General features: G+C 49.4%; 10 protein-coding genes and 1 tRNA gene. 9 read left to right on the forward strand and 2 right to left on the reverse strand.

All coding sequences use genetic code 11. The features are described 5' to 3' along the window. On the reverse strand, window positions 1-3,504 hold a 3,504-nt coding region (locus tag NT002_11095; GenBank protein MCX6829809.1), incomplete at its 3' end, for a hypothetical protein. A gap of 408 nt (window positions 3,505-3,912) precedes the next feature. On the opposite strand from NT002_11095, the gene murA reads away from it, so the two are divergent. From murA to NT002_11115, 4 genes are all read left to right on the forward strand, one after another. Next, window positions 3,913-5,175: a UDP-N-acetylglucosamine 1-carboxyvinyltransferase gene (gene murA, locus NT002_11100; GenBank protein ID MCX6829810.1), complete on the forward strand. Its 1,263-nt coding sequence runs from the start codon at window positions 3,913-3,915 to the stop codon at window positions 5,173-5,175. A gap of 38 nt (window positions 5,176-5,213) precedes the next feature. Next, entirely contained in the window at window positions 5,214-8,462 is a 3,249-nt protein-coding gene (locus tag NT002_11105; GenBank protein ID MCX6829811.1) for a hypothetical protein, read from the forward strand. Window positions 8,463-8,932: 470 nt separating this feature from the next. Continuing rightward, window positions 8,933-10,261 carry a hypothetical protein gene (locus NT002_11110; GenBank protein ID MCX6829812.1) on the forward strand — a complete coding sequence of 443 codons (1,329 nt, stop codon included), beginning with the start codon at window positions 8,933-8,935 and terminating at the stop codon, window positions 10,259-10,261. Window positions 10,262-10,740: 479 nt separating this feature from the next. Next, window positions 10,741-12,567 carry a hypothetical protein gene (locus NT002_11115; GenBank protein MCX6829813.1) on the forward strand — a complete coding sequence of 609 codons (1,827 nt, stop codon included), beginning with the start codon at window positions 10,741-10,743 and terminating at the stop codon, window positions 12,565-12,567. Between the two features lie 82 nt (window positions 12,568-12,649). Here the strand turns inward: NT002_11115 and NT002_11120 are convergent, their stop codons facing one another. After that, complete coding sequence (locus tag NT002_11120) at window positions 12,650-15,148, reverse strand: AAA family ATPase (GenBank protein ID MCX6829814.1); 2,499 nt, start codon at window positions 15,146-15,148, stop codon at window positions 12,650-12,652. A 111-nt stretch (window positions 15,149-15,259) separates the two neighbouring features. Between NT002_11120 and NT002_11125 the strand changes: the two genes are divergently transcribed. The 5 genes from NT002_11125 to NT002_11145 all read left to right on the forward strand — a co-directional run bounded on the left by NT002_11125 (window position 15,260) and on the right by NT002_11145 (window position 18,833). Continuing rightward, window positions 15,260-15,335: transfer RNA gene (locus NT002_11125), tRNA-Glu, on the forward strand. A 321-nt stretch (window positions 15,336-15,656) separates the two neighbouring features. Next, a complete protein-coding gene (locus tag NT002_11130) occupies window positions 15,657-16,526 on the forward strand; it encodes a DUF4097 family beta strand repeat-containing protein (protein MCX6829815.1) in 870 nt (289 codons plus the stop codon). Window positions 16,527-16,545: 19 nt separating this feature from the next. Beyond that, on the forward strand, window positions 16,546-17,937 hold the full coding sequence (locus NT002_11135; GenBank protein ID MCX6829816.1) for a radical SAM protein: 1,392 nt from the start codon (window positions 16,546-16,548) through the stop codon (window positions 17,935-17,937). A gap of 181 nt (window positions 17,938-18,118) precedes the next feature. Beyond that, window positions 18,119-18,259, forward strand: a complete 141-nt coding sequence (locus NT002_11140; GenBank protein MCX6829817.1) for a hypothetical protein — start codon at window positions 18,119-18,121, stop codon at window positions 18,257-18,259. 445 nt (window positions 18,260-18,704) lie between these two features. Beyond that, on the forward strand, window positions 18,705-18,833 hold the full coding sequence (locus tag NT002_11145) for a hypothetical protein (protein ID MCX6829818.1): 129 nt from the start codon (window positions 18,705-18,707) through the stop codon (window positions 18,831-18,833). Window positions 18,834-19,212 lie beyond the last annotated feature (379 nt).

Here is a 19,212-nt window from a genome sequence, read left to right on the forward strand (position 1 = left end):
ATGGTTGACATTGCCGGCCAAGACACAGCAGGTGCTACTGATATTAACCTGAATCACCCGCGAACCGGTCGCCTTGCCATCATCGGCCGTCACGGTAATTGTGTAATTTCCCTGCACCGTAGGCGTCCAGTTAAAGGTACCGGTGCCATTACCATTATCGGCAAAGACCGCCACACCCGGAGGCAGGGCATCAAGACCGCTTGCATCCATGCTAATGGCATCACCGTCAAGGTCAAAACCGGTGACGATAAAAATCATCTTCACGTTCGGAACGCCGGTCTTCACACCCGGATCAAACACGATTGGAGCATTGTTGAACCGATTCTTCCACCACTGCTTGGCTTTGTCGATGGTGGCTTTCAGACCAATTGACCCATTGTTATTCTCGGTGGCGAGAATCTTTATCCAGATCAATGTATCATTCACGCCCAGGTTCTTCTTGCCGTAGTAAGCCACCATGTTCAGATCCTGGTATAGTGAATCTTCCATGCTCGGCACAGTCGACTGCCAGAGCTGATAACCGCTGAAAGTATTCAGCTTGTTATACAGCTTCGGCGGCACGAAGTTGCCGGTCGGATGCACCCAGTCGGGATTCAAACCGGTGAACATACCGGTGATGTTGGCAAACCTATCAGACGGGTTGGTCGTAGGCACCTTATAACCGTTGATATAGGCGAAACCGCCGGCGCGATTGTTGGCCAGCACACAGTCATTGTTAGGCAAACTATCCGGGCCATATTCGCCGCCATAGCACCACATCAGCTGACGACTGGCGTCATAATCCGAACCGTTTTCGACACCCGAGTCGGAGGGAATGTCCCAGTCCATAAGCTCGCCGATCATCAGGTTGTTGATAGCCGCGGCGGTCTTATTGACGATCCTGACCTTCTGGATGATGAAGCTGCAGGTATCCGGATGCAAAGGCGTCCAGTACTCGCATTCAACACCAATCATGGAGTCGCTGGTAAGAAACTGGTTGGTATAGGCATACTGATAGTCCGAATGGGTCGTGGAATCGACCACGAGACTCTTCTGTGGACGGAAACCATTGTTGTGCAACCAGTTGGCATCAAAGATGTAGGAGTTCAGAATGGTGTCGCCGAGAAGAGCGCCCTTAGCGCGCAGAATGAACGGGCTGGCATCATAGAGGTATACAAGGGCATTGTCATCAGCACCATTTCGGTTGTCGGTCGTGTCGCAGTCATTGAAGAAGTTCATGCTGAAGCCATAAACATTGTTCAGACCCTCGCCGCCATTACCGAGGTTACCGGCATTGTTAAGCACAATCCGCTTGCAGGAGGTTCTGATACTGGCCCACTCGGGGAACTGAACCGTGTCGGCAACAATCAGACGAATAGGCAGAGTATACGGAGAGTTCGGAGCGTCGGTGAAGAATTGAATATTACCTTCGCAGACTGTCGGACCGGCTGTTATCGCACCACCCTTGTTCAGATTGACTGTCGCATTGACAAAGTTCGGAACCAGATGCGAAATCGTCCCCGGAACACCGGTGATACCGAGCCAATCCTGGCCGGCATGTGTGATTCTGTTAATGACGACGTTGTTGATATGCAGAACAGCATTACCAATGTTTTCCATCCTGATGATCGTGTCAAGTTGCACACTCGACTTCGTCCAGGCCGGATCAGCAATCTTATTGGGGGTACAAACCAGCAGCGGGTTCGGAACCGGCGCGGCGCATGACAGGCGGAACCATTTCACTTGGTTATAAGTCCAGACGCCCGGAATACCGGTAAAGTCGCCCGAGGGGTTAACTCCCTGATCCTGTATGCAACCGCCGGGATATTTGTCCTGAACGTAGAAGACGTCAAGGAACATATTCCCGGTATAACTGCCGGAGGGGTCAACAATCGGAATACCGGTCCAGTCGCCGCCCGAACGATCCATACCAAAACGGGACATCGAGGGCCACATCTCGGAGCCGCAGATAACCGGGTTGCCAGATCCGGCAGTGTCGCAATGAGGTGTCCGCGTATTGGTCAGGTTGCGGGCGATATCCCAGTTCAAGCCGCCGTTGTCGGAAACGGAAATAAAGAGTTCGCCGTTGGCCGAGCCGGACGGATTATTGGCCGTCCAGTTTGACTGATGGCAGTCGTTGGTAATACCGTTGGCAATGTCGTTATACTGCACAAAGAGGGCGTAAAAATTGCCGTCGCACTCCGAAATCTGCATCTTCACGATACTCATTTCGTTCCAGGCGCCGCCGGTGCAACCATCATCCGCAAGATCCCAGTTGGCATCCTTAATGGTACGAACAAGGTTGTTGCCTTCGTCCCAGTGAAACAGACGGCTGCCGAAAAAGGCTCTCCAGACACCGCCCCCCTCGGGACCGTATTCGCGGGCATCCCAGATAATGTGCAGTTTGTCCTGCGTGTCAATCAAAGCCGACATATCGGTATGAGCCAGCCAACCGGCTTTGGAAGAGTCAAACTTGGTGACGTTGACCTTGGGACCCCAAGTGGCGCCCATATCGGTCGACATCATATAAAAGACATCATTGACTCTCTGGTTGCCGCCGCGCTGAATCGACTCGCCATCGCCGATTATGCCGGGATAGCACATTAACCAGCAGAGCGCCACCTTGCCGCTGACGCGGGAGGCAGTGACGGTCTGGGCGAAGTCGTTGACCGTGTCAACCATCATCGGCGGATAATCCCAGGCACCGAGGGTATCACTACCTTGTCTGCGGAAATAAACGATATATGCTGGTACATAAGAATTTTTGTTCTGCCGAGCAAAAACATGCGTCACCGTATCGCCATTCCAGGCCTGATATTCCATCGAGGGCCAGATATAACGATTCTCGTTCAGCGGATCGGCAAAGTAGTCCATCGTGCTGTCCGGAACCTTACTTTTGTAAGGCGCAAAATAGCAGGCGCCCGGCGAATAGTCATACCAAATAGTCGTGGCATAATCGGCGGCCGAACCGGTCTCGGTGTGGTGGTTGGCAATGACCACTTTACCTTCGGTATCAACATCCAAAGTCACATAACCGGAAGTATTATTTAGAATGGCATGAATATCGCAACCGCCGCTATCGGAAACACCCACCTGGGTAAAATCCCCGATGCCGGCGTCATAGGCCTGATAGCCGGTCCGACGCAACCCACCCGGAGGATAATAAGTCGAGGTTTGCTTCGTCCAGACAAAATGAACCACCTGGGACCCGCGCCAGTCAACCTGGCGGCCCATACGACCATTATGCTGATTATCATAAGTAGTGACACCGATCCTCTTACCAGGAGCGTATCCCAGCGCCTGATCAAAACCAAGGCTCGCCGCCGCGGGGGCTTTACCGGAAATAACTTCAACCGGGACCTCAGCGCCGGCCATTTTGGAAAGGGGAGCCTGATTGATCGGAACCACATTAAGCGCCTTATTCTTATTGGAAGCCCCCATTCCGTAGATTGATACGGCAAGAGTCATAAGCGAAATCAAGGCAATGGAAATCAGTGCCGCTTTGGCAATTACTCCTTTGCACATGTTACCTCCTTACAATATGTTACAGTTACCAGGACACTCCCCCTATTTCCTTATCCATAGCGATAGGTCTGGCTGGCAAGTGAGGTTTTCCCCAGGACGAGGAAATAACTGCTGCAAAACATCAAGATTGACTAAACCCACATTAAATTTATGCTCGTTGCTCATTTCTGTCAAGCGAAATAATGAAGTAAAACGCTTATCGTTTTTACACACTTATACAGATATTACCCGCTTATCAAGATATCCGGATCTCAATGCTCCCCGCACATAAGACATTTTTGATACAATATTTCTTGTTGCAGAGATTTGCGCAAATGCCTATTCTTACCTTGAAGTAGTCCTGAAAGACTGCGCGTTTGTCTTATGAACAGGAACGAAATTGACCCGTTTTAGTTAAAAGGATTAGAAATGGATAGATTCTTAATAGCAGGCGGGAAAAAGCTCTCCGGAACGGTTAAAACCGATGGCTCCAAAAATGCCGGTTTGCCGATAATTGCCGGAACAATTCTGATCGGCAAAGGGGAAACCACTCTGGAAAATATCCCCCCGCTTAGGGACATTTTCACCATTAAGAAAGTCCTGGAGCATCTCGGGGCGATTGTCAATTATGACCCCAAAGTGATGCGGATGAAAATCGACAGTTCCCATATTAACGAAAACACCGCTCCATACGAACTTATGCGCCAGATGCGGGCGTCATTTCTGGTCTTGGGGCCGCTTCTGGGGCGACTCGGCGAGGCGCGCGTTTCGCTTCCGGGAGGCTGTTCGCTGGGGGCCCGCCCGGTCGACTATCATATCAATGGCTTCCGCAATCTTGGTGCGGAGATTCTGGAAGAAGCAGGTTATGTGATAGCTAAGGCCAAGCCGCTGAAAGGGGCCACGATTCATTTCGACCGTCCATCCCACACCGGCACGGAGAATATAATGTTCGGCGCGACGCTGGCCAAAGGAACCACCCGAATTGTCAATGCCGCCTGCGACCCCGAGGTGGCCGATGTGGCTGAATTTCTCAACGCCGCCGGGGCAAAAATACATGGCGCCGGAACTTCAACCATTACTATCGAAGGGGTAAAGAACCTCAATCCGGTCAAATATAAGGTCTCCGGCGACAGGCTGGTGGCCGGCACCTACATGTGTGCCGCAGCCATCACCGGCGGATCGGTCGAAATTGCCGGGATTAACCCCTCACATCTGACGATGGTTTCTCGTAAATTATATGAAATGGGATGTAATATTACGGAAGGTAAGAGTAATGTCAAAATATCGGCACCCAAAAGGCTCAAGCCGATTAAAGTGGTCACTTTTCCATTCCCCGGTTTCCCGACCGACCTTCAGGCCTGTATCATGGCACTGGCCACTGTTGCCGATGGCACCAGCAGCATCAAGGAGACGGTTTTTGAGGATCGCTTCGGCCATACCATGGAGCTTCGCCGTCTGGGCGCCGATGTTACGGTTACATCCGATGAGGCGATTGTGAGGGGTGTCGAGAAATTGCAGGGTGCGGCGGTAATGGCCTCGGATATCCGCGCCGGGGCCGGTCTGGTTCTGGCCTGCCTTGCCGCCCAGGGACAGAGCGAGGTGCTCCGAGTTTATCATATTGATCGGGGATATTACCAACTCGAGGAGAAACTTTCTTCGCTGGGAGCCGATATAAAGAGAGCAATCGGATAGTACCAAAGATTCATAATATATCCGGGATAAGGTGAACGATGATAAAGAAAATCCATATAACACTGGTTGTACTGATGCTTTTGGCCGCTATGGTTTCGGCACAGGAAACCTATTTTGGCAAGAATAAGGTTCAGTACCACGGTTTCAGCTGGCAATATATACAGACGCGGGATTTTGACATTTACTTTTACGGTCAAAAATATGAGACGGCCAAATTTGCCTCTGATGTGCTGGAATCAGCCTATGTCACCGTTTCCGATCAGTTGAATTACCGCATCCATCGTCGTGTACCGGTCTTCATTTATAATTCACCGAATGACTTTCAACAGACAAATATTATCCCGGATTTGATTGACGAAGGTATCGGCGGTTTCACCGAGGCGTTCAAGAACAGAATTGTCATACCATTTGATGGTTCCACCGAGGATTTCCGCCATGTTCTGCATCATGAATTGACTCATGCCGTGGTTTATGACATGATTTACGGCAATGTGTTCAGTTCGCTTCTGTCGCGCCAGCGCCTTTTTGAACTTCCGACCTGGTACGCCGAGGGGTATGCCGAGTACAGCTCGCGCTACGGATGGGACTATTTCGCCGATATGGTTGTCCGTGATGCCACAATTAACAATTATCTTCAGCCACCGGATTACCTGGGCGGCTATCTGGCCTATAAAGAGGGGCAGGCGCTGGTGGGCTATATTGCCGAAAACTATGGCGAACAGAAATTGGGCGAAATCCTAGCGCGGGGTAAAGTCTATCTCACCATGAACAAATCTCTCAAAGCCTCTATCGGACTTACCGCCGAGGAACTCTGGAAGGGCTTTTCGAAAGAGATGAAAAAACGGTACTGGCCGGAGATAGCCCGAAGAAAGGAACCGGGAGAGATCGCCAAGGCTCTTACCAATCATGAAAAAGATGGCTCGCAATTCAATGAGAAACCAATTTTCTCTCCCAAAGGGGATCGCCTGGCGATATTTTCGGACCGTTCCGACTACATTGAAATATATCTGATCTCGGCCATTAACGGACATGTCATCGAACGGCTGGTCAAAGGGGAGCGTACCGGTGATATGGAATCGCTGCATTCATACCTTTCCGGAATAACATTCTCGCCCGATGGCGAGAAACTGGCCTTTGTAGCTAAATCCAAGGGAAAGGATGCCATTTATTTTCTCGATATCGGAAAAAAGGAAATTTACCTTCGCCGCTTTTTCAATTTCGGCAGTATCCTCTCCCCGGTCTGGTCGCCGGACGGCAAGAGAATCGCCTTCTCCGCCCTTGAGGGTCGTCAGAGAGACATCATGATTTACGATATTGACGCCGACAGCACTTATCATCTGGTGCGGGATGATTATGATGATATCGATCCATACTGGTTCCCCGACTCCAAGACCATTGCATTTTCATCCGATCGCGCGCATCCCGACAATGATTTTATTCTGAAGAATCTGCAGTATACACCGACCGACTCGGTGGATTACCGGACCATCTATAATAAATTCGGCTATGGAAATTATAGCCTGTTTACCATTGATGTCGCGTCAAGTGCGATCAATCCCATAGATTGCGGCCCGGGACAGAACCGCGAACCGGTTGTCTCGCCCGACGGCAAGAAGATCTGCTTTGTGAGCAATCGGAACGGTATTGACAATCTGTACCTCACCTATATCGATTCTACGGCCGCCCCGATTGCCATTACCGATCTCCTGACCGGCGCCGGTTCCCCCTCCTGGTCGCCTGATGGACGGCAGATTGCATTCTCGTCTTTCAATAAAGCCGGGTTCGACATTTATCTTATGAAAGATATCCAGCCGGCCGGGGATAATGGAATCCTGGCGCCGACCGATTATGTGATGGGCAAATATAAAAAGGAATCCAGGGAAGCGCCTGTGGCGGCAAAGGATTCTTCAACTGCCATGACCGATTCTTTATCATTGGTGCACAAAGCCGCCCATTCCGCTTCTATCGACAGCCTGGCACAGAAAATAAAGGGCGACAGTACCCGTATCGAAAATGGCGATTATGTCTATGTTTCCGATGAGAAAAGAAAGAAGGATGATCCGCTGTCTCATATTTTCGAAGATGTCTCCGACAGTAACAATGCCAAAAATTACCTCAAGCCTGCGGAAATAGCGATATTCGATTCCATCTCGAACACGAGCAAACTTCCCAGCGGTGAGTACAAAGTGCGTGACTACCGGGTTAGATTCACCCCCGATTATGTCAGCGGCGGATTCTCCTACGATACATTTTTTGGTCTGCAGGGGCAGTCGGCTTTCGTATTTTCGGACTATCTGGGGGATCACCAGATATTCCTTCTGACCGATCTGGTCAATACCATCGACCAATCCAACTTCCAGTTGTACTATTTCTACAACCGGATGCGGACCAACCTGGGAATAGGCATCTTTCACACCAAAAATTATTACATTGATGCCGACAACTATCTTTTCTCCGACCGCTTCTATGGTTTTCAGGGTTATCTATCACGGCCTTTCTCTAAATATTTCCGATTTGAGGCGGCCGCCTCGCAGATTTTCATCGATAGAAAATACCATGACAGCAACGATCCCCGTCCCGACCGGTCCACCAAAGTCACCACCGGGGCGGTCTCGTTGGTGCAGGACAATATTCTCTGGGGAGTCACCGGCCCGCTCAACGGGCGCCGCTCGCGTCTTGATTTAACCGGCGCCGTCGACCTGTTTGAGAAAAACCGGATGTCTTACTCCGCTGTCGATTTCGATTACCGGAAGTACTGGCATATCCGCAATCTCTACTCGGTGGCCTTCCGTCTCTCCGCCGGCGCCTCATGGGGCAAAACGCCCAAGCGATATTTCCTCGGCGGCACCACTAATTATATAGGCAATGTGGTGGTCAATGCCAAAGTGTACGATGTGGAGAATCTCTATTTTTCCGATGTGGTCACGCCCATGCGCGGTTTTCAGTACTATGAGTTTTCGGGAACGCGGTACGTCCTGTCCAATTTTGAGTTCCGCTATCCTTTCATAGATTATCTGAAGATGAATTTCCCGTTGCCGATGGCTATTCGTTATGTCACCGGTGCAATATTTTTGGATATGGGGGCAGCCTGGGATAACGACCAGACATTCAAGGGCGGGTCGACCGAAGGGAATCCGCATCTTCAGGATATAAAATCGGCATTTGGGTTCGGGGTGCGGGCCAACTTGGGATTTCTTGTATTGCGGTATGATTTGGCCTGGCGGACAGATTTCGATTCGGTGGCGGCGCACCCCAAATATTATTTCTCTCTCGGCGCTGATTTCTAGGTGCCTGCGCAGACAATCTCTATATCACTAGGCAAGGATATCAATCTGTCCTTGCCTTTTCATGAATTCGGACAGAACATAACCCCTTCCCATTCCGTCAATTCCCCACCGCTCAAGGGCCTCAAAAGCCTTTACCCAACATTTTGGAATCAAAGAGAAATATTTAGTTCTTTGCCTAAAATCGCTTGACATCGGAAGATATGACACGTTATATATATAGCAGGTAAGTAAATCGATCACAACGACAATTCTGACCGTTGCGTCTAATGAGGTGGTGATGCCCTATGGTATGACGAGTTTAGGTCTATCTTGAGCATGTAGCGCATGATATCAACAATCGTGTCTGGGCCATTCGGGCAACGGGGGTTATTTGCTGGCTGTACATTTGTTTCTACTTTGTGCTGACAAGTCAAACACTCTGCAGATACCTCCATAAATTGAGATCTTGATTAGTTACAATAGGAGAATATATGTACACGCGAAAACTATTGGTGTTAGTTTTTATGATAAGTATCTTTATTTGGGCAGACGCCACATATGGCCGTCTGATCAATGTGCCATCACAGGCAACTACCATACAGGCGGGTATTGATTCGGCGAATGCCGGCGACACGGTGATGGTGGCGTCCGGTACTTATACCGGGACAGGAAATATCAATGTTAATTTCAACGGTAAGGCAATTGTGGTGCGCTCTTATGCGGGATCGCAGTCTACAATCATTGATTGCAGTCCGGCGGGTAACCGCGCATTCACCTTTGACCAGGGTGAAACCCTGACGTCGAAACTGATAGGTTTTACGATTAGAAATGGCGACGTGCGTCATAGATACTCGGGTGGGTATCCTGATAAAAACGGCGGAGCCTTAAAAATCAAGGCTTCGCCGTCAATTAGAAGCTGCATATTCGAAAACTGCCAAGCTGTTCTCGGTGGAGCAATTACTGTGCAAATAGCGGATGTGGAGCCAGAAATCTATCAATGCACATTTCGACATGATTCGACAGACGCTGAATTGGGCTGCCATGGTGGCGCTATATATTATGGCAGTGGCGCGAAACTTACTGTATCGTATTGCACTTTTGATGCCAACTATGCCTATTCATCGGGGGGCGCAATATATGCTGGCGGTGACACTACTGTAGTTGAAGAAAGCATCTTTTATTCCAATATTTGTCCAGGAAATGGCGCTGCCATTACGGCGCTTAATACAACTATAGTGCGGGCCTCTACATTTGCCAAGAACCATGCGTTATATGGCGATGCTGTGTTAGCCGCAACCGGCTCTAATTTGCAGCTGAAAAGAAATATTATTGCATTTAATACTGGCCATTACGGTGCTGTAAGAAGCAATATTAATTCAACGATCACTTTTGAATGCAACGACTTTTGGAATAATCACAACGGTAGCATTACGGGAACTTATGACAGCACTTATGTCGATAGTAATAGCATTTTTGGTAATCCTCTTTTCTGTGATTTGCCGAATGATGATTATTCCATTTCTGCCCATTCACCTTGTGATGAAGACAGCAGTCAATGCGGCCTTCTGATTGGAGCCGTAATGGTTAACTGCGACTATTGTTGTTGGCTTGGCGGCGATGCCAACAATGACAACAATGTGAATATTCAGGACGTAACCTTTCTGCAAAACTGCCTTTATTATGGCGGCCAATGCCCGCCATGCCAGGACAGCGGCGACCCCAATCATACTTGCGTAATTAACATTCAGGATATGACCTTCATAATAAATTACCTGTATAAGGGGGGGCCTGCGCCGGTTTGCGGTTGCGTAAGCCATTGAAATGACTGTGATTAATCCAGCATGTGGTGGGATATCTTGGACAATCAATGATAACTCTCGCATTGTGTGAGATGGATATTGCATCCGGCGGTATTGGGCGCAAAGCACGTCTGAATGCCATGTATCGCCGGATGCAGCTACTGGTCTATAAGATGTCTATTATGCGCCGATCTCTTGTAGGGGCCGCCTGAATCTCCTTTACACAAGTATTCGCATACCCTATATTAGGGCAACCAATGCGTCACAATATGAAAGTACCCGATATCATTTTATTAGCAATGCGCGGCCGCAGTAGCCTCATAGCCGGACTAATAACTTCTTGTGTTATCGCGCTAGTGGCGGCCGCTAATCTATTGCCAGTGGGTTACTTGTGGGGCATTAATCATCTTAAGTATTACCCGGAATTCTGTACCTATTTGATCATTGGCGCGGCACTTCTCCTGATGATACCTTACATACAATCAAGGATCATATTTGCATTGGATAAAATCTCAAATCCTCTTGCGAGACCTTCACTGGCTCGCGGCTTATTTGCGGCAGGCGCAATTCTGACATCTCTTTTCCTATTCTGGTCTTTCCGTTCGACGACAACTTTTCTGGGTGATGGGCACCTGCGAACCAATCAAATCCAATTCGGCCGTTGGTTTCTCCCCACCGAGTTTCTTGATTTCGGATTGCATGCCGCCCTGTACAACTTCATTTTCAAACCATTGGGGGCGGGCGCAGTGCAAACATATCAGGCAGTGAGCGTCCTATGCGGTGGTATATTTCTGATTGGTATCTGGCGCCTTTCGTCTTTTATGAGACCAACTCGCGCTCTTCTGCCGTTTATTGTCCTCATCTCTTCCGGCATGACCGCTCAGTTCTTCGGCTATATTGAAAGCTATTCCCTCCTGGCGGCGCTTTCTCCTTTTGTCTTTCTTGTCGGCCTGAAAGCGGCTGAAAATTCCGCCGCATTAAAGATATTCGCGGCCTTGATCTTAACGGCCTCTCTTGTACATTCACTGGCTCTCTTCATATTTGGCCCTTCGCTGGCATGCCTTTATTTTATGCGACGCCGAAAGAATACCATGGAAGCAGGCGATACAACAAAATGGATAATAATATTCTCTCTCATGGCGGTTGCGATATTGATAGCTGTAAAGACATTGAATATTGACTCATTGGGACGATTTTTCCTCGCCCTATTCCCCTCGTCCGATTCCCCGCAGGCAATATTGACATCACGACATTTCTTCAATCTTTTAAATTGGACCCTTTTTTCTGCCCTGCCGATATTTCTTCTTGTACCGCTCATTATGCTCTCTTTTCTGAAACGACCGCCGGTTAATCGGCGAAGCATTTTCTTGCTCTCGATCATTTTGCCGTCATCCCTCTTTATTCTCTTCTTCACCCCACAACTTGGCGGCCCGCGCGATTGGGATCTGTTTTCTCTTCCGCTTTTTGCACTGCTGATGGGCGTGATGACCTTTCATCTGTCAATTTCAGAAGGCAATCTTCCCCGGCAGATCATTCCGATTGCATTTCTTTCATTGACGCTCACCATTTCATTTGCACTCATAAATAACTCTACGATCAGATCTGCCGATCGTTTTGCGGAAGTAATCGAGGTTGGGAAAATCGGCTCCCTTTTCAAGGAATACAATCTCCTGAGCGCCTACGCTTCAGATCATCCCGATCTAAAGCAGAAACGCTTCGAGTTTACTCGAAAAGCATGGGAAGCGCCTCCACTCACCAAGGCCGACTCCACTCTCATCCTCAATAAATTATCGGAGGAATATTATAAGACAGGCGACTGGAACAATGCGCTGCGCTATATCAATCTGTCACTGGAGACCGATAGTCTTAATGCACTGACTTACCAATATCTTATCAAATATTACAAGAGAATGGGTGCCTCTGATGATTTGAAGAAGACCGCAGATTTGATGGCCATTCGATTTTCCCGGAGCGCCCGCGGCCAAATGGATGCCGGCATGCTTTTTATGGAATTTGGCGATACTGAGCGCGGGTCTGCCTGCCTGGAACGCGCCTACAACTTAGACAGCAATGATGTTTTCGTGGTAGTCAACTGCGGGGTCTATGGCCTCCGGCAGGGGGACTATCGGGAGGCAGTGCGGCTACTCAACCGGGCGGTAATAATGAGCCCCGATTATTTCAACGCCAATTTTAATTTGGGGTTGGCTTATGGCGCCCTGCGTGACGGGTCCAGCGCAGAGAAATATCTGATTCGGGCGCAGAAGCTCGCCGCCACTCCCGCCGAAAGCTCGCAGGTGGCCGGTATTCTGAAACGATTGCGCCCCTGAATAAGGTGCGACCCTGCCATACCTATTAACATCTATACCTGATGCCGAAACCTTCCGGGGAAGCTCGACCCTGACTTCTCTTCTACCGCTTAGGTTTTTTGCGCGGTTTTCTTCTTGCCGGCCCGACCTTCTTCTTCTTCTTTCCCTCCTGCTCATTCTCACCCTCAGCGGCGGTCTTGTACTCCTTGGCCAGCTTATCCAGTGCTTTATCCACCAGGTCAAAAATCGTGCCTTTGGTGAAACCGCCTTTGGGAAGCTCGGTTCCGGCCGGCATGCCGGTCAGTATCTCTATCCCCTCGTCAATGGACGCCACCGGATAAACGTGGAATTTTCCCGCCTCAACGGCATCGACCACCTCCTGTTTCAACTGCAGCTCGGCCACATTCTGAATCGGTATGATCACCCCTTGCCGCCCGGTCAGACCCTTGGCCTTGCAGACCGTAAAGAAACCCTCAATCTTCTCATTCACTCCGCCGATCGGCTGTATCTCGCCGTACTGGTTGACCGAACCGGTGACCGCGATTCCCTGGTCAATAGGGAGATTTCCTAATGCCGAAAAGATGGCGTAAATTTCGGTTGAGGAGGCGGAATCGCCATCCACCCCGGAGTACGACTGCTCAAAACAGATTGATGCCGACATAACCAGCGGCTTGTTGCGGGCGAATTTTCCGCGCAGGTAGCCGCTCAACACCAGTACACCCTTATTATGAATCGGACCGGAAAGATCCGATTCGCGTTCGATATTTATCACCCCCTGCCGTCCGACTGAAGTCCGCACTGTCAGTCGTGTCGGGCGCCCGAAACTGTACTCCCCGGTGTCATAAACCGAAAGGCCGTTGATTTGTCCCACCGCTTTGCCGGTGACATTGATCAAGAGGACCTCGTTCTCATACATCTCCTGAATTTTATCCTCAACCAGATTGACTCTCTCGACCCGTTGGCGCCGCGCCTCACGGACATCCTCTCGGGTGACCGCCTTATGTTTTTTGTCGATGGCGCAAAAAGCCGCCTCCCGCACCAGATCGGAAACATTGGTGAAACGGGTGGAGAGACGATTCTTGCGTCCGGCCAGGCGGCTGCCGTAAGAGACAACCTCTTCCAAACCGCCGATATCGAACGGGGGGAGCTTTTCGTCGTCGGTGATCTTGCGTACAAAGGCGACATATTCCTTTAGAGACTGGTCGTTCATCTCCATCTCATGGTCGAACTCGGCCTTAACCTTGAAAATCTTCTTAAAATCCTCTTCCGCTTCAAGCAGGATATTGTAGATTCGCCGCTCTCCGATAAGAACGACTTTGATCTTGATCGGGATCGGTTCCGGCTTGAGTCCTGAGCCGGCCATCATGTAGAACGGGTCGTATCCGGCTATCTCCAGAAAACCGCTCATCAGCATTCTCTTTAGAGGCAGCCAGACTCCCGGCTCGGTGAAGAGGTCCAGGGCATGGACGATGAGATATCCGCCCGAGGCCTGCAGAAGCGAGCCGCCGCGGATGCGCGAAAAATCAGTGCGCCAGTACCCGTGCCGGTCAACCACGCGCTCGGTCGTGCCGAAAAGATTGCGATAAGATGGCGTGTGTTCGACAACAACCGGGGCCTTTTTGGTCTCGGCATTGTCGAGAATCAGGTTGACGGCGAACTCTTCAAACGGTTCTTTCTTGCGGAATGGTGGAGCTTCCTCCTCGCCCCGACGCGGGCCGGCCTCACGGAAACGATCGAGATCGCCCAGGAGCGTCTCCTGCACCGCATCGAGATAAGCAGAGACTTTCGGATCGGGATATTTTTTCTTGAGAACATTGATTTTATCGCTCACGGCCGGTGAAATCAGGGAATAGTCGAGTTTTTCAAGCGCCTCCTCCAGTTTTATGGCCAGTTTTTTCGATTCAATCTCGACGACGCTCATTTCCCGTTTGAGACGTTCCACTTTTCGCTCGATATCATCGAGTCTATCCTGTGCGAATTTTCCCTCTCTGACCAGTTGCTCCAGGCGTTCAAGGGGGACCGGCTCATTATCGACCAGCGGCTGAAGTTCGTTGCGGATTCCAAGGGCCACCTGCATCTGCACCATGACAAATCCATCGGCGGTCATTTTCTTTTCAAACGCCTCGATGAATTTCTTCTGCCGTCCTGAAAAATCGGAGGCGATCCGGCTGCGGCGGGACTTGTAATCCTCGCTCATGAAAATTTTGGGTATTGATTTCCGCAGAGTGGTAGTCAAATACTCCATATCGCGCTTGAAATGACGTCCCTGACCGGCGTCGAAAATCAGGGCGATAGGACTGTCGGAGCTCTGGAAATTATTGACATAGCAGATGTCATGCAGTTCCGGCTTTTTCGTATCGAGGTCCTCAAGAATTGTTTTTATGGTGGTGGAACGGCCCGTTCCGGTCAGACCGGTGACAAAAATATTATAGCCGCGGCTTTCGATCCGCAGACCGAGTTTGATAGATTTGATGGCTCTTTCCTGTCCGATAATACCGCAACAGGGGTCAATGTCCCGGGAGGATGTGATTTTCAGCTTACTCAGATTAAAACCGGGGGTAAGGTCTTTGGCTTTCAGTTCCCGGCGGTTCATTTTCACCATCGGTCCTCCTGTATTTGATTTGGGCGTAATATAAATTCTTTGGCCGGATAAAACAAGCTGCTCTTGACATGTGGAAATGAGCCATTATATTAGGCCGACTTTGGGGGAGACGGCGGTATCGTCTAGTGGCCCAGGACGGGTGGTTCTCAGCCATCAAACCGGGGTTCGATTCCCCGTACCGCTACCAAGCTTGTCAGGGCGCCTGACCGAAAAATTCCGTCAGGCGCTTGGCATTTAGCGCACTGTCGCATTTAATTTGTAAAATTGATTATTTTTTATCCATAAGCTGATTTTTTCCTTGACAAACAGCATCTGGTATATTATAGAATCATTGTATTTAGGGTAAGTCGCTAAAAAAATATTTCTGGGTTCCGGACTAGCGGAGTAGTTCTGGGTGGCTGTGTCTGGCCGAAAGTGGCCATCGCAACCTTTTTTGGCGGGAGCAATGCCATGATGATCTTGATATTGGATTATGTCTATAAGAATGCCTACAATCAAAGGAGGTATCATGAGATTGGGATTTGGGAAACTGGTGGGGCTCTTTCTTATAATTTCGGTATTCTCGGGTAATGCCATGGCTTCGGCAAAAGAAGAATCTCACTCGTTCAGCAATGTAAGTTCTGTTAATATTGAGCTTCTGACCGGCAGCCTTGAAATCCTGACAGGAGATCAGGACGGGGTTGTGGTCCGCCTTCGCAACGAACTGCCTCGACCGGAGGTGCTTATTACTAAGATTGAGGTGGTAAATGGAGCGCTGGTAATTAAGGAGAATACGGGCGACCAAAAACCCAACGGAAAGACCTTTTGGACATTGCTGGTTCCATCGGATGCGAAATTTGCGTCGATCGTCTGCCATAGCGCTCTTGGTGAAATTGATTGCATCGGTTTGAAGGCAGACACAATCGACTGCAAAGCTGCTTCGGGGTACATCGCCGTTGATTCGCTCCAGGCCAAAAGCCTGACGCTGTCAACGACAACGGCACCCCTCACCATTAGACATTCAATCGCCCTGGAATCCGCTGAAATGGTTTCGGCCGACGGCGATCTGTTCATTGAACTTCTCCATTTGCCCGCCAACGAATTAAAGGGTGCTTCTACCACCGGGAAACTGCAATTGGAGGTGCCTGATTTCGGAGAGAATTTCCAACTATCCATAAAGAAGAACGCCGGTCAGGGAAAGGTGATTAGTCCGTTCGAATGCACCAATAAGGAAACACGTAGATTAAACGAGAACGACCTTTATTTGACCGACGTTTGCACCGTGATTCGCGGGAAGGGCGGTCCGGAAATTGACCTATTGACCGGCTCCGGCCTTATTCAAATAACTACCGATGATAAGCGCCACGCCGGTGACCGGACGCCACCGGATAGCAAATAGATATGAGGAGGAAAAGACCATGCCGGAGAAACTTAAACCATCATTCTATAACTTTCTGTTTGATCTTGATGATGGTAAGCACCTGGCTTTCAATGCCGTGACCGGGGCCTTTGTCAGAATCCATGAAGAGGACTACGAAAAAACCAAAGCCCTTTTTTCCTCGCCCGAGGACTTCGTCGTCAACGACGAATCCGACCGCAAACTGCTTGAGGACGCCAAAAGAGCCAAGTTTATAATTGATAGTGACACCGATGAATTTGACCTTTTGCGATTCCGCCACAATATGGGGAAATACTCCAGTGAACGGTTTTATTTGACCGTCATGCCGACCCTGGAGTGCAATTTCCGATGCCCTTATTGTTACGAGAATCCCCGCAAGGGGAAAATGAGTCCGGAGATGCAGCAAGCCCTTGTCCGATGGGTCGAGGAAAAGCTTCCCGGATGCCGGGGATTGGGTGTCGGCTGGTTCGGAGGGGAACCGCTGCTGGCTTTCGATGTCATTCGAAATCTGACCGCCGATTTCATCGCCCTGTGTAAGAAGCGTGATATCCAGTACACCGGATCAATGACTACCAATGGCTTCTTTCTAATTCCCAAAATCGCCGATCGCCTGGAGGAGTTGTCCATCAAAATGCTGCAGGTGACCCTGGATGGCCCGCCCGAATCCCACAACGCTCGTCGGGTATTGAGAAATGGACGGGGAAGTTTCCAAAGAATAATCGACAATCTCACCCTTATTTGCGAAAATTATCCCGATATCAATATCATCTTGAGAGTCAATTTTGATACTCAAAATTATGATTCGATTCCCGAAATCTTTGGATTTATACCGGATTCGCTCCGACTTAGGTCGCGGATCTATTTCCGTCAGGTCTATCCGCCGCCGCAGTGGTGGGACAAATCGACCCCAACCAAAACCTCCGCGGTACCCAGAGATGTGGGAAGTCTGAGTTTTATACATCTGGAGAAAGAGGCGCTTGATCGGGAATTCCTCGTTCTCCTGAGCAATTACTCTCCATCGGCCGGATACTGCGAAGCGGACTATGTGAATCATTTTGTGGTCGACCCCGACTGCAACCTGCACAAGTGCACCGTGGCCTTCGATGAGGAGCACCGCATCGGTCATATTACCCCGGAGGGCAAAGCCGTTATGAACATGCCCTTGCTGGCCAAATGGATGCTCCGCGAAACAATGGAAAGAGATAATTGCCGGGTATGTCGAATTCTTCCCCTGTGTATGGGAGGATGCGGTTTCACCACCCTCTGCAACAAGGGAAGAAATGTCTGCAGCACAGTTAACAGCGAGAATATGGCCGTCGAAAATCTTAAGCTCCTTTATAGAAACAAAATTATCGAGGAGAGTCGCAAGAGACAACTGAATCAACCTGAGCCGGCTGAAGCGGCTCTATAAATTGGGCAATGGGGAAAAAGCAAATTGTCGCTTAATGGGTGGGGGCGTGTGGGGAAACTAATAGACCAATGATAGCGATTAACCGGAATGTATCCGGATTGATCCTTTCCTTTTTTGCTGACAGTCTGAACCGGCTCCGAGAGGCAAACCGATTAATCTGTCGTGTAAGGAGGTGAGAAATATGGATTTTTTGATTCAGCCCATGGGACCTGAGATGCTTGGCGGTATTATTGATTTCGGTTGCACTACTAACAAGGTTGCGGGCTGTGGCTGCAATATGGTTCAGGGTTGTGGCTGTCCGCAGCAGATAATGGAAGCATAGCCATTGCTGTAATTGCTTGGACTAGAGAATAGGTATTAAACCTGATCGAGATGCCTTTTCGGAGCCGACGAAAATTACAGGTTTATTCTGAAGTTGATCGATAATTGAATCAACGGGTAATACTCTGATTTTAGATGAAAACCGGCTTCGGGAGGCCGGGCGATCAATTTGTCGACAAGGAGGTGATAAATATGGATTTCCTCATCCAGCCTGTTGAATCAGCGTTGATGATTTTCGCTGTCTTTAATTGCATGCCCAATCAGGTGTCCGTGTGTGCCTGCAATCCGATAGCAGGTTGTACATGCCCGGTGCAGATTAAGGAGTGATTGGGAATATGGTTTAGTCATCAATCGATTGAAGTTAGCGGCGAGCGTTATTTAAGGCCAAATAAAACCGGCTCCGGGAGACATATTGATCAAGCGATAGAATAAAGGAGGTGAGATGGATGGATTTTTTGATTCAGCCGATGGATTCAGCGATTTTCGGAAGCATCATTGATTTTGGTTGCGTTACCAATAAGGTAGCAGGTTGCGGCTGTAATATGGTTGCAGGTTGCGGTTGTCCGCAGACCTAAACCAGAACATTGTTGATTTACCTGTGAACAAACTCATTATCTGATCAAAGTGCTTTCCCGGAGCCGTTGGAAATTGTGAGTCTATTAGGCAATTGATATGTAGGTAATCGAGTTGGCAGCCTTATTCCATTGCCGAATGGAAACCGGCTTTGGGAATCAAACTAATCAATCTGTTAGAAAAGAAAGTGAGGCATTTGGATTCTCTAATTCAGCAACTGTAACCAGCAACCGTATTTGAGGGCACAAACGGCATTGCGGCATCGCTTAATATAATGTCGGTTTTTTGTATAACACAATCGCGGGTTGAAGTGCCAATTAATGGATAGACCGGAACACTGCCGTTTGATTTGCGAAGTTGACGCCATTCCGGTTGAGATGC

Source organism: Candidatus Zixiibacteriota bacterium, assembly GCA_026397505.1.
In the GTDB taxonomy this organism is placed as follows: domain Bacteria; phylum Zixibacteria; class MSB-5A5; order GN15; family PGXB01; genus JAPLUR01.

Bases quoted from the DNA above. Each gene is read 5' to 3' on its own strand.
- NT002_11105 (MCX6829811.1), top strand. From the start codon at position 5,214: ATGATAAAGAAAATCCATATAACACTGGTTGTACTGATGCTTTTGGCC.
- murA (MCX6829810.1), top strand. From the start codon at position 3,913: ATGGATAGATTCTTAATAGCAGGCGGGAAAAAGCTCTCCGGAACGGTT.
- NT002_11110 (MCX6829812.1), top strand. From the start codon at position 8,933: ATGTACACGCGAAAACTATTGGTGTTAGTTTTTATGATAAGTATCTTT.
- NT002_11140 (MCX6829817.1), top strand. From the start codon at position 18,119: ATGGATTTTTTGATTCAGCCCATGGGACCTGAGATGCTTGGCGGTATT.
- NT002_11135 (MCX6829816.1), top strand. From the start codon at position 16,546: ATGCCGGAGAAACTTAAACCATCATTCTATAACTTTCTGTTTGATCTT.
- NT002_11145 (MCX6829818.1), top strand. From the start codon at position 18,705: ATGGATTTTTTGATTCAGCCGATGGATTCAGCGATTTTCGGAAGCATC.
- NT002_11120 (MCX6829814.1), bottom strand. From the start codon at position 15,148: ATGGTGAAAATGAACCGCCGGGAACTGAAAGCCAAAGACCTTACCCCC.
- NT002_11130 (MCX6829815.1), top strand. From the start codon at position 15,657: ATGAGATTGGGATTTGGGAAACTGGTGGGGCTCTTTCTTATAATTTCG.